Below are 13298 nucleotides of genomic sequence, written 5' to 3'. Positions count from 1 at the left end.
AATGATTCGATTCATTATATGATTAGCTCTTGAACATTTTCTCTACAACTGGGACAGCCTTACTAAATATTTCTTACATCCTAGTGAATAGACAGGAAATTCACATTACTAAAAGATACTAAATAGAAACGATAATACATCGACTTGTTCTAAACTATTGCTTCACAATGCAAAAAGTCCCTTCAGCGTTGTTCGCAGAAGGGTCAATTATTGAGAAGTAAGTGTCACTTCTATCATCAGAAATGAGCTCGATGTTTTCGATCTTTCGTTGTTTATTGAGGGTAATTTTCCTGATTACAAGATGAAGGAGCGTTTTCCGCTGTTCAAACGATGTTCTATCGAGCAGTTTGTCAAATTGGGAAATCAAGTCATACACCCGCTCGTATGATACGAATGAAGTGTTATCTTCCCGGAGTTCAAGTTCAAGCAAGAGGTTGAGTACGTTTCTTTAGCGTTTCATTTAATTTATTGACGATTGATTTTAGAATCTTTTTTTCAGATCATTTAATACAGGAATGCTCCTTTTTTCAAACCCGTTGCCGTCACTTATGGTACGGCTCACCGTAACGGGTCGGACGGTCAATTTTTCATGAAAAAAAGTGGTCGAAGGATTCTCTAACCACTTTTCCATTTATAAGTACTTTATTCATTCGCTATGTCTTCGTTATTGGCTCCTTATTTATTCGCTATCCATTTCCTATTCATTCCCTATTTGCTCGTCATCTGTTCGCTATTGCAAGCCTTTATTGCTGATCTGTATCAGCGTAACCTAGATCGCTCAAAGTGAGATCACTGAACTGTCTACCTAGCTTGTACGCTCGTATCCGTTCGGTTCCGCTAGCTGGCTCGATAATACCTTTTTCCATCCATTCTTTAGCCCATTCTGTAACTGTTCTCGGTATAACTTTAAATTCCTCCGCAATTTCTTTAGGAGTGATATCTCCACTTTTTCCAAGCAAAAGATTAATCACGATAAGCTTTCGGGGCTCTAACCTCTTTACCCTCGGATCAATTTGCTGTTTGTACTTACTCTCAGCAATTCGTGCTACTTTACGGAAAGCTCTCTCCATCGTCAAGACAAAGTACTCAAGCCAAGGTGCCAAGTCAGAAGGATTATTCCTGCATCATAATAAAGTACCGGCAGACCCATTTGTAATTTCGTATAATATCCCTGCAAATCTGACACATAATACTCTTCCATCGAGTTAAACCCTTTCAGATCATAGCCATCGATGCTAAGAATATAGGTTGCAAGAGCCCGAGCGGTTCTACCATTTCCATCATAAAATGGATGTATGGTTAACAGTTGATATGTAGCAATACCAGCTCTTACTGGTGTCGGCAATTCTCTTGCGTAGTCACTATTGATCCAAGTTACAAAATCTCCCATTAATTGAGGCACATCGTTTGCTTCTGGTGGAATATACTCAGGCTCACCTGAAATACTGTCATAAACAGCAAATAATACTCCAGGTCTCATTGGTCCTCTATATTCACTTTCTTCATTCCTTCTCCCGGAACCCCTTACTTCAATGATTGAATGCAGCCTCTTGATAAAGTTTTCGCTGATTTGAATCTTTAGTCTTTTGGATGTGCTTAAAAAGGAAAGAGCGTTCCAATAATTTCTTACCTCTTGTTCTGCCTTCAGACCTTGCCTATCTCGGTGTTTGATAATAGCTTGAGAAACCTCTTCCAAATCCAATGGGTTCCCTTCGATTCTTGTCGAGTAATGAGTCATTTTAAGCTTTGCTTCGTTACGTAACTCTTTTTCAATATCCTTAGGCAGAGGGAGCATTTCAACTGTAATCTTGTAATTTTCAATCGCCATCAAAGATTTTACAATGGTGTGGGTATACTGGAATCTTGGTCGATACAATAGTAGACCTGCTTTCTTATGCTATGCCTTATTGTGATTTATTTCATAACTTAATGAGTACGACTCATTAACAGCAATCTCAGAAGTTGACTCTATTCATATACGTAGGCTATTACTTCAAATAATTCATTCAAGAGCGCTAGGTATCCTGCACCTTCTCTGGATATACGAAATCTATACAGAATAAAGCCTATATTATTATTCCCTTCCTCCGATGAAAAATAAATGACTTTCCGTTGTGATGCTTCTCCCCTTCCTTCCATCAATGCTATCTGCATCTTCCATATTCCCGTTATCAATTTCAGTTTGTTCCTCCCAAGTAATACCGTAGGGAGCTCCACCATCCGTATAGCCAGCAATAAAGCTAAACGTTTCATCCGAATAAGGTTCTGCCCAGAGCCATTCCTCTCTTCGCTGTTCCTCTTTCCGTTTTTTTCTGGCCTTTATTCGCGCTTCTACACTCTGCTTCACTTTATTAACGTATTTTTCATCGAACGAAACGTTCAACATCTGCAATTCCTCAATGGAACAAAGTAAATCTACACTAAAATGCTTGCTATACCCGTGCAACAAGTTTTTCCCTTGATATTATTGAAGCCAATGCTTCGCCGCCTGTAACCGACTAGTCCTGTTCAACCGCTTGTGTCGAGGTACAGCTGATTTTGCTCTCTTTTTATACATCATCGATCCCCATTTCACGCAGCCATTTTCTTTCCCGGCAAGCAGGACATCTTTTCGGCGGAACAAATCCACGCAGCTTATAAAACTTCTGTTCGTCCGCCTCAAATATGAATCTGTCTCCGCATTCCCAGCACTTTAGATATTCTGTTTCAACCTGTCTTGCCTTCAGGTAGACATAATCGCTTCTCCAGGCTGAATCACTTTTTCGATCAGTTCTTTTTTCTTCTGCTGCATTTCATAGATTTTTTTCTCGATCGTTCCACGTGCAATCAGTTTCATGACTTGGACACTGCTTTTCTGTCCCATACGGTGTGCACGTCCTGCGGCTTGTTCCTCAACAGCTGGGTTCCACCACAAGTCATAAAGAATAACTGTATCAGCACCTGTTAAGTTTAATCCTGTGCCTCCTGCTTTTAACGAAATAAGAAAGAGATCTTTCTCTCCTTGATTAAATCGTTCCGTCATCGCCAAGCGATCTTTTGAGGGAGTTTGTCCATCCAGATAATAGTACCCTTTGCTCGTCCGATCCAGTTCTTCACGAATGATTTGAAGCATGCTTGTAAATTGTGAAAATGCCAACAGTCTTCTCTTGTTTTCCAGGGCATTTTCGATAATCTCCATCAGTTGCTCCAATTTACCGGAATGACCCTCATAGTTTTCAAGGAAGAGAGAAGGATGACAACACAGTTGACGCAGACGTGTCAGACCCGCCAGGATTTTCATGCGGCTTTTCACGAATCCCTCTGTTTGCAGTGAATCTATTGTTTCTTGTTGAATTTTCTCGAGATAGCCCAGGAATAATTCTTTCTGTTTCTTCGTCAATTCTGATTGATGAACGGTTTCAATTTTTTCCGGCAGTTCCTTCAGCACGTCCTTTTTTACGCGTCCCATGATAAATGGACGCACCATCCGCGCAATTTTATCTTGGGGAGAATTGCGGAAGTTTCTCTGATCCTTGAAAAAGCCCGGCAAAATTGCGTCAAAGATGGACCAGAGCTCATCCACGGAATTTTCGATCGGTGTGCCGCTTAACGCAAATCGTTTTGTTGCTTTGATTTTTTTCACTGCTTGAGCAGTTTTGGTCAGATGATTCTTTATCACCTGCGCCTCATCCAAAATCAGCGAGTCAAATTCAAGATTTTCATAGAGGGAAAGATCCTGTCTCAATTCCGGATACGACGTAATAAACACATCAGGTTTTCTCTCGTGTAACGAATCGAAACGCTCTCCTGGCGCACCATAGGCAACTACAACATCTAAATCGGGCGCATATCTGTCAAATTCACTCTTCCAATTATAAACAAGCGATGCTGGAACAACCACGAGCGATGTTTGGGTTTTACTGGTGTCAGCCGATTTTTCAGAAAGCAGATACCCTTCACTTACGATCTCATTCGACAGGTGCCAGGCACCTGTCGGAAAATCTGCTCGTTGTGCGCAATTACCAAAATTTTACACTAATTCTCCCCTTCACCCTCTCTAAAATTCGCTATAATGAAAGGAATATCAAAATTCAAAATATCCGATACTGTGAACATGAATGTACGCAAAAAGCAGGTGAATCTCATGTACGATGGTCAAAACAGTCATCCGAGAAAAACATACAAGCAGCTGATCGAGGCAAAGTATCTGGCAGTGGACAACACCTACCGATACCGGGCCATCCTTCGTTATTTTTATGAACAACAGCAACGCTTTCGCCACTGGTTGCGACCAGAGGAGATTTTGCAGGCGGTGATGGAACGGCTGATGCCTGAGGAAGCAGCAAGCTATACAGACGAGCTTTTGCAAAACGATCTGCAACAGTTGTATGAATGGCGAAACCTTGAACGAAAACAATCGGGGAAGGTAGCCAAAATTGAGGATTTCAAAAAGAAGCGGTATCGCTACCAAGCTACTCCCTACACCATTCGCCTGGAACGATTGGTAGACGAATTGGAGGATTTGGGTACTTCCTATGGCGGAGCATTGGAAGCGGCTCAATTTGATAAACTGGTAGAGGTGCTGGAACCGCTTACTCGTCCGATCCGTTATGTCCTCCCGCCAAGACAGGGGGAGCGAATTCGCTATGAGATAGAAGAATGGCAAGATGAAAAAGTGCATCAGTGGTGGACAGATCTGTACGTCCAGTTTCAGCGAGTCACCAACAATGCACGAGACTATCTCGCCAGTCTGGATAGCGTGCAGGTAGAAGACGCGATGATGACCGAACAGTTTCTGGTGTACAAAGATCAGGTGACCGACTACCTGCGCAGGTTTATGCTTGGCTTACAACGCAGTTCCTTCCAGATCGAGGGAATTCTCTCGTCGGTAGATCCTGTGCTGCTCGATTCCGTTTTCAGTAGAGTAGCCGACTATGAACAGACCATTCCTCGCTTTGACCAGCCGCAACAGTCTCAAGCGGAATTGCTTCGCAGGTACAGCGATCAGTGGGCGGGAGTGCATCAGTGGTTTTTGGGTGATCAGGCTGGAAACAACAGCGATTTGGAAGATTTGCAGCGGGAAACGAACGAAGCGATTCGCCGCATTACCCGATATGCCCAGCGCATGGGAGAGCGGCATACCAGTATGCGCAGCCGGAGGACGGATTACCTGTATGTCGCCAAGTGGTTTGCGTCTCTCGCAAGTAAAGAAGAGGCAGATTGTTTGTCGGCTGCCATTTTTGGCTTGTCTCACATGCGCCATCTGTGGACGGAGTCAGAGAAAAATACGGAGGATATTTATGCTGCCATCTGGGACACCAAACCTGGCGAACTGATGATCAAGCCGCGAATTCGTGAGTTTCGCGAGCGGACACGCGCCAGTCGAATTGAAAACAAACAGGAAGAAAAAACGGCAATGTTGCAAAAATACCTGATACAGAAGCAGCAGCAAAAAGAAATACTGGATAAAATCTTTACGTCAGGCCGGGTACGCATTGCGGAATTACCTGTTGTGGAGCCATTTGTGCGCCAAACCTTGCTTGGCTGGATCGGCAAAAGCATGGCCTCTCCCACACGAGAAGGCAAGACGGAGGATGGCCGACGCTTCAAGGTGATGGATCTGGGGAACAACCAGCGGATTCAAATGCAGTGTACGGATGGTGTGCTGGACATGCCTGATTTTGTGATCTATTTTGACGACCAGGTGAAGGGAGCAAGCAAGTGAGCGACCCACAAAAAACAGAAAGCAAATATGCCGCAAGCTTTGACGATATGGCACAAGAGGCTGCATGGGAATTGCTGGAGCGCTTCTGGATACCCAGGAGTGACATCATCTGGTATCAGTCTGTTCGGGAACGAGAAACGATTCTGCGCCAGTTTTTTCAGGAAAAGCTGGGGTTTCGTCTGATTGTTCACTATGAATTTGTAAAGCTGGAAAAGTTTTTGAATACCCAACCTGCACCCTGGATGGGGATTGACTCCTTTTTTGAAGTGCGGGATTACGTGATGTTTTGCTTGTTGCTGGCCTATCTCGAAGGAAAAAGCATCGATGACCAGTTTCTTTTATCTGAAATTGCCGAAGAACTGAAAAGCACCTACCCCGGCCCGGAATCCGTCGTCTGGACCAATTACGAACACCGAAAGTCGCTCGTTCGCGTGTTGCAGCAGGCAAAAGAGTGGCATTTGCTCAAAATGGTGGATGGCGATGAACAAGAGTTTGCCATGACTGAATCTGTCGAGGTTCTGTATGAAGTAACTCCGCTGGTCAAGTACTTTTTGCGCGCATATCCAAAAGATTTGACCCATTTTCAATCCATAGACGAGGTATTGCAGGTATCCCAGCCAGATAACGAAACGCTGGCCAGAAGGTATCGGGTGTATCGCCAATTGCTGCTCTCTCCGGTAGTGCGGGAGGAAGAGCTGCACGACGGAGACTGGTTATATCTGCGTAATCAGCGCAATGTGATCGCACGTGATTTTGATGAGACATTGGGTCTGTCCCTGGAATTATACGCGAAAGACGCAATGCTCGTGCTGCATGAGAAGCATCAAGCGGCTACGATCTTTCCGGACAGTCGTGCGATTAGTGATGTGGTATTGTTTTTTGCCAGAACGGTAAGGGAAAAAACAGCGGACGGCACATGTACGATCCAAAAAGACGGACGAATACTGATGACACAAGTAGATTACGAGACACTACTGCACGAATGCAAGGAAACCTATGGACATGGCTGGGGCAAAGCAATCCGTGACATGTCGCCAAAAGCACTGTCCGCTCAATTATTGAATGAGCTTAAGTTGTGGGGAATGGCACAAGAGGACGGGACAGACGGACTGATTGTATTGATGCCAAGTCTGGGACGAATCGTAGCGAGGTACCCGGAGGACTATGAGAAAAAACGGCAGGAAGGAGTGAATCCGCAAGATGGAAACGAATAGATGGCAGCTTTCACGGGCAGGGTTGGTCAACTTTTGGTATTACGATGAAGAAGCATTTGGATTTGCGGACGGCAAGCTCTTGTTGCGCGGGACGAATGGATCAGGGAAATCGGTTACCATGCAAAGCCTGATTCCTGTCGTACTGGATGGCAAGAAAAGTCCTGACCGCCTTGATCCGTTTGGCTCCAAGGCGAGGCGGATGGAAGATTACTTGTTGGGAGAGAAAGAGGTCACAGGCTATGATGAACGAACCGGGTATTTGTATCTGGAGTTCATGAAGCCGATGAGCAGCCAGTATTTGACGATCGGGATTGGGTTAAAGGCCAAGCGCAACGCTTCGATGGATTTTTGGGGATTTTCCATTCAGGACAATCGTCGAGTGGGAATCGACTTTTCGCTCTACAACAAGGAATACAACGCCGAATTGCAAAAGGATGATCGGATTCCGCTGGGCAAAAGAGAGCTGGAAAAGAGAATTGGAGCAGGTGGGCGGGTCGTTTTTTCACAAGGAGAGTACGCGGAAATGGTGAACAAGCTGCTCTTCGGGTTTCAATCGCCGGAAGCTTATGAGGATTTAATCAAATTGCTCATCCAGCTGCGCAGTCCCAAGCTATCCAAGGATTTTAAACCAACCGTCATCTACAACATTCTGGAGCACGCTTTGCCGGGTTTGTCGGATGAAGAATTACGACCGCTCTCCGATGCCATCGAATCGATGGATCGAACCAAGCTGCAGCTGGAGCATTTGGGGCGGGATCATAAATCATTGGCGCGGATTGTCAGGGAGTATACGGCGTACAACCGATACATTTGGTACGACAAAGCCAAGGGGTTGACAGAAGCGCTGGCGGAGGTGCAAAAGACAGAGCACCGCAAAGCGCAGTTCACACAAAACGTAACGGATGAGCAAGCCAAACTGGAAGAACTTGCGAATCATATTCACGTACTACAGGCAGAGGAACAACAACTCCACTATGAACACGAACAGCTTCGGGATCACGATCTGATGCGCGCCGCCAAAGAAAGGGTAAAACTGGAAGCGGACAAGCAAGAACAAATCCGACGGGGCAAGGAAAAGCAGCAGGCCAGCGATGGAAAACGGCAACAGATGGCACAACTTCGCCGAGTTATCGATGATTGTGAGTTGAAAATCAGGGAAGCCGACAAGGAAATGACGGATTTGCTTGAGAGCCTGGAGCAGGAATCAAGCGAAAATGAGTTTCCCGCACATGAAGTAGCCCGTGGTGAGTTTGAACGGGCCCGCGCCGGATATTCTATGGAATTGTGGCAAAAAGAAGCGAGTGACTACCGAAACAGGGTTCAGCAATCGCTTGAGCAGGCGCAAAAGGTGAGTGCGGCTGTGCGAGTGAAGCAAGAGGCGGAGCAGGAATTGGGAGAAGCGCGCAAGCAGGTGGACGAGCTGATGTTTACCAAACAAAAATGGGAGCGTGTCGTGGAAGAGGAGAAAGAACGCCTGATTTCCTCCTTCCATGAGTGGCAGGGGAGCGTACAACAGCTTCGTTTGCAGCCAGATTCCGTTCGTGAGGTGATTCACCGAGTCTCTCATTTTGAGGAGAACCACCGCTATGATGATGTTCGTGAGCCAGTGATGAAGGCTAATGAGCAAGTAAGGCAAACACTGCGCGACAAGCTTGGGGATGTACAGCGCGAACAACAGGTAAAACACAAGCAGCGTTCGCAGATAGTAGCACTGCACAAGGCGTGGCGGGAGAAAAAAGATCCAGAGCCTCCACGCAATGAACAAATAGAACAAGCAAGACAATGGTTGCAATCTGAACAAATTCCTCATATCCCGCTCTATGCTGCCGTTGAGTTTCGAGAGGAAGTCACTCCTGCGATGCGGGCACAAATTGAGTCAGCCCTGACAGAAGCTGGGTTACTTGATGCACTGATCGTTTCCGAATCGCATGTGCAGAAAATAGCAAGCTGGTCAGAGCAGGTAAAAGATCGGATCATCCTGCCTGATCCCCAGCTTTTTTCCCATACCATCATGGAATGGTTTGTCGCTACCCCAGCAGAAGAAAGCGGAGTGGGCAAAGCGGAGATTGAAGCAGTGCTGCAAACCATTTTGTGCCAACCCGACCAACAGACGGCTGCTTCTACCTTTATCAGCGAGAACGGACGTTTTGGTTTGGGCGTTCTGCTTGGCAATGCTCCTGCCATCGAAAAGTCGGTATATGTTGGCCGTGAAGCGCGCAGACGTTATCGGGAAGAACAGTTAACGCTCCTGGAAAAGCAACTGGTCGAGATCGATCAAGAGATTGCGTTCTTTGCTCAATTGATCGAGGAAACCCAAGCGAATTTGCGGGTACTAGCTGAAGAGCTTGGGCAACTCCCCAAAGGAGATGACCTGATTACATCGTTGCAATCGTTGACCCAAACCAGGCAAAAATTGGAGATTTGGGAAGAGCAGGTTCAACTGCGGAACGAAAAAGTACGCAAAGCTTTGGAACAATTGCTGCGTGAAAGAGATAGCCTAAAGCAAATGGGGCAAGGTCTGACTATTCCGATGGAGGAAGAGTCCTTGCGTCAAGCTGTCCGCTCCATCCAATATTATCTTGAGGATTTGCGCAAGCTGGAAGTAGCCTACCGGGACAAGGTAAATCTGCAACACCGTTTACGGGAAACAGAACAATCGCTCGCTATCGCTACCGATGAGTACGATGTGCTTAAGGGTGAGGAAAATACGATTATCCGTGAGCGGGAGCGTTTGGAAAAAGCATTGGAGAGCATCGAGCGTCTGCTTGCTTCCGACGACGCACAGGAAATCCAACAGAAGATCAGATATTGCACAGAACGACTGGCACAAATCCCGCAAGAGCTGCAAATGATTCAGCATACCAAAGGGCAAACGGAAGCCATCGAAAGAGAACTGCGAATGAAGCAGCGTGAAGTTGACTCCCTGCTTAAACAGAAGACAGCACTGCTCGAAGCATGGCGGAAGGTATTTCATGAGGAATACCTGCTCGGTCTGTGGAGATATACGCTTGATCAGCAAACAGAAGAAATACCTCAAGCTGAGGAAACAGAATTGGAAGTACTCAAGCTCGATCAACTGGCAATCCGATCTGTCAAGACATTAGCGCCCGTAATACAGGCGGCAAACCGCGAGCGAGAATCGTACAACAACCGGGTTCAAAACGTATTTGATACGGAACGTCAGGTTCATTTGCTCGAATATCAGGCATCGCTGGATTATACGTTGGCTTATACCGATCATGACGGCAATCAGGAAGCAATGGAATCTGTTGAAGTCTTGGAAACGACGGAATGGTCCCGTGAATGGGAAGACTTGAAAGCAAGAGCCAAGCGGCGGATCATCGTGCTGGAGTATGAAGGAAAGCGTACCCACCCGTACATTGTTTTGGACAAACTTGGACAAGAAATTGAACTGCAACGAATTGTCCTCACGACAGAAGACAGAAAAATCTTTGAAGAGGTCATTTTGCAAAGTGTCGGTCGAGTGATCAAGCATCGCATCGCCCGCGCGGAGAAGTGGGTAGAGCGGATGAACGAACTGATGCAGCAGCGCGATAGCTCAAGCGGTCTCACGTTCTCGCTGAAATGGGTTCCGCTTGTGGCAGATGATGAAACCCAACTGGATACCAGGGATCTGGTAGATTACCTGCGCCGAGACCCCAAACTGATGCGCGATCAGGATATCGAGCGAATCACGACCCATTTCCGTTCGCGAATTGAGAAAGCGAAACAGGAAGTAGCCATTCAGCGAGAGGCTAGTGGCGAGACGCTGCATCAGGTCATGAAAAGAATTCTGGATTATCGCCAATGGTTCAGCTTTAAGCTCTGGTATCGCAGGGAGGGTGAGCCGACCAAGGAATTGACCGACCGCCATTTTTTCCAGTTCAGTGGTGGCGAGAAGGCGATGGCGATGTACATTCCGCTTTTTTCTGCCGTGTTTTCCCGTTATCAAGAGGCAGACAAATTCTCTCCCCGCGTCATCTCACTGGATGAGGCTTTCGCAGGTGTGGATGAAAACAACATCCGCGATATGTTCGAGTTGGTAGAACAGCTTGGGTTCAACTACATCATGAACTCGCAGGCGCTTTGGGGCGATTATCATTCGGTTTCCCACCTGGCGATATGTGAACTGATTCGTCCGAAAAACGCCGACTATGTAACGGTTGCACGTTATCGCTGGGATGGACATACGCTGCGGATGCTCCATCCTGAATGGACAGAGTTACAGCCAGAATACGATGAGGTGGCGGCTAGTATGGAATGGGATCAGGGAGAGTAACAGATGGGAGACATGCGGGAGACTGAAACAGAGAGGGCGTTACTTAAAGAAGCAATCCGTTATTTCAAAGCAGAAACTAGCGGATATCACAAGCTGTTTCAAGCGCTGCGCAGCAAGTATGAAAGCTACGGTGAATTTGGTGACAAGATTCGTTTGACCAACCTCTCGAACGAAGAAGCAGACAGATTATCCGGACTACTCCGCAAGCGTTACGATCCTGGTAAATCGGCACAAATCAAGCTGGCTGATCTGGAGAATGGCTTGAAGGAGACCAGATTTGGAGAATTGTCACTGCTCCGGCTTGTGGAAGCATACTACCGTGAACCACTGCGAAGTAAAAAGGAGAAAAAGCAACAGGAACAACTCATCTGGCAACAGTTTTGGATTGAGGTGACAGCGGAGCTAAGAGGACTTTTCACACGTGAACCAGACGAAAAGTCGCCATTCTTGCCTGTTTGCATGCGGAGCCAATTTTTTGACTGGTTGCAAGATCTGACCGAGCAACAGGCAACAGGGTCCGTAGCAGTGCGTCAATGGTATAGCTCTGCGCCTGAAGAACTGCGGAAGAGTCTGCGGATGGTCGCACAAGCATTCTGTATTCTGGATGCATTGGGCAAGTCAGAGTATGTTCGGCTTCCGGTATTGGCTGCGAAAACAACAGGGAACCCCCATGCGTTTGATAGCAATCAGGCGCTGGGGAAGCTTTTGCTTTACGCGCTTGCCCATGCCAAAAAGCAAGATGCGCCACAACATGCGGAGGAGATAGCCCAGTTACTTTACGAGCATCGTGTGCTTCGTGATGATCTTTCGTCGCATGTCATGGTTTGTGGAATTACCTATGTGGATGCGGATGAACAGCATAGCGGGAATCATTGGCCAAAACATGAGGTGATTGGCCTACCTCTGCGAACGGTGGTCAACAAGCCTGTCTGGTATCCGGTTATGCGTCCGGTACACACGGATGTACGTGTAGTCTGGGTCATGGAAAATCCCGCTGTTTTTTCGGCTATTGTGGATCGCTGGGAACAACAGATGTCCGATCATCCATATCCACCACTTGTTTGTTCATCGGGACAGTTTACTCTGGCTGTATGGGCGCTATTGGATCGATTGGTGCAGGGGGGATGCCAGCTTTTTTACTCAGGCGATTTCGACCCCGAAGGCTTTCAAATGGCGGCTCGTGTCTGGCGGCGCTATGGGGGAGAAGCAGTGAAGCTATGGCGCTACACCACAAGCGACTATCGACAGGCAATGACGACTCAGTACGAGATTGATGAAGCAAGATGGGATTCGTTTGCCCAGAGTATATTGCAGAACAAATGGGCAGATACGCCTGATTGGTTTCAGGAGACGCTCCAAGCGGTCGTTACGAAGAGAAAACCCGGTTATCAGGAATCGATAATCGATGAGTTATTCGCCGATCTCATTGGTATGTATTGATCAAATTCAATGTTTACAGAAGCTCTTAGCGGACGAATGAACGTTAGGGGCTTCTTAGTACACTTTTTACAGCTGGACGACAACGAATTAGAAATTATTTTGAATTGGTCCAAAATACGCCCAAAAGAGAATTCGGGCGTGCAGGTGATAGATTGAATTTCTTCTTGCCTAAAAGTTATTGGTCTTTGGCACATTCGAAAGAGCCTGCATACTGCTTCATATTTGTGTTTTAAACATGAAATCGGAAAGTAACCTCGTCAAAAAGTAATTCGACAGATAAGTGCCAGGCACCTGTCGAATTTATCAAAGTAACCCTGCTTATTTATGTACTATTTATCCAGAACTATCTCCTGCCTAAATACGTTAACCATCTTTTGTTATATGGCTCTCTGCGCTCTCAGTAACTGCAAACAATTTTTTGTGTAAGGCTGTTACGCCAAATTGCTCAGAATGTTCACCAATCAATACACGGATCGAATACATCCTGGATTAATAATGCATAGAATTCATTTGCCGATATCTTGGGGTCTAGCAATTTCTCTACTAACTCATTATCTACCTTTATTAATCCTAAATTTGTATCATTATATGAATATGTGCCGATTTCCACTGTGTAAAGGTACTCGTCGTACACTTCCTGCCTGTAATCAACAAAATCAAA

Annotated in this window: 8 protein-coding genes and 1 pseudogene; 4 read left to right on the top strand and 5 right to left on the bottom strand. The window is 46.2% G+C overall.

The window, feature by feature from the left end; all coding sequences use genetic code 11:
• Nucleotides 1–743: 743 nt before the first annotated feature.
• The 5 genes and pseudogenes from ACIFQN_RS07400 to ACIFQN_RS07380 all read right to left on the bottom strand — a co-directional run.
• Entirely contained in the window at nucleotides 744–1103 is a 360-nt protein-coding gene (locus ACIFQN_RS07400) for a hypothetical protein (protein WP_429832384.1), read from the bottom strand.
• Nucleotides 1073–1876 (bottom strand): Fic family protein, encoded by an 804-nt coding sequence (locus ACIFQN_RS07395; RefSeq protein ID WP_429832383.1) that lies wholly within the window; start codon nucleotides 1874–1876, stop codon nucleotides 1073–1075. The genes ACIFQN_RS07400 and ACIFQN_RS07395 overlap by 31 nt, the downstream gene beginning before the upstream one ends.
• Nucleotides 1877–2074: 198 nt before the next feature.
• On the bottom strand, nucleotides 2075–2386 hold the full coding sequence (locus ACIFQN_RS07390) for a hypothetical protein (RefSeq protein WP_429832382.1): 312 nt from the start codon (nucleotides 2384–2386) through the stop codon (nucleotides 2075–2077).
• 163 nt (nucleotides 2387–2549) lie between these two features.
• Nucleotides 2550–2726, bottom strand: coding sequence for a zinc-ribbon domain containing protein (locus ACIFQN_RS07385; RefSeq protein WP_429832435.1), 177 nt, complete (start codon nucleotides 2724–2726; stop codon nucleotides 2550–2552).
• A pseudogene (locus tag ACIFQN_RS07380) lies at nucleotides 2723–3958 on the bottom strand (DEAD/DEAH box helicase); the annotation flags it as partial. The pseudogene ACIFQN_RS07380 and the gene ACIFQN_RS07385, both read right to left, overlap by 4 nt.
• A gap of 165 nt (nucleotides 3959–4123) precedes the next feature.
• On the opposite strand from ACIFQN_RS07380, the gene ACIFQN_RS07375 reads away from it, so the two are divergent.
• Genes ACIFQN_RS07375 through ACIFQN_RS07360 form a run of 4 tightly spaced genes read left to right on the top strand, consistent with a single transcriptional unit; the run spans nucleotide 4124 to nucleotide 12637 of the window.
• Entirely contained in the window at nucleotides 4124–5704 is a 1581-nt protein-coding gene (locus ACIFQN_RS07375) for a TIGR02677 family protein (RefSeq protein WP_429832381.1), read from the top strand.
• Complete coding sequence (locus tag ACIFQN_RS07370) at nucleotides 5701–6918, top strand: TIGR02678 family protein (RefSeq protein ID WP_429832380.1); 1218 nt, start codon at nucleotides 5701–5703, stop codon at nucleotides 6916–6918. The genes ACIFQN_RS07375 and ACIFQN_RS07370 overlap by 4 nt, the downstream gene beginning before the upstream one ends.
• Nucleotides 6905–11197, top strand: a complete 4293-nt coding sequence (locus ACIFQN_RS07365; protein WP_429832379.1) for a TIGR02680 family protein — start codon at nucleotides 6905–6907, stop codon at nucleotides 11195–11197. The genes ACIFQN_RS07370 and ACIFQN_RS07365 overlap by 14 nt, the downstream gene beginning before the upstream one ends.
• A gap of 3 nt (nucleotides 11198–11200) precedes the next feature.
• A complete protein-coding gene (locus ACIFQN_RS07360) occupies nucleotides 11201–12637 on the top strand; it encodes a TIGR02679 family protein (protein ID WP_429832378.1) in 1437 nt (478 codons plus the stop codon).
• Nucleotides 12638–13298 lie beyond the last annotated feature (661 nt).

The sequence above is a fragment of the Brevibacillus sp. NRS-1366 genome (assembly GCF_050467985.1).
The sequence above is the reverse complement of the archived record's forward strand: the minus strand, read 5'-3'. Positions and strand labels throughout refer to the sequence as shown.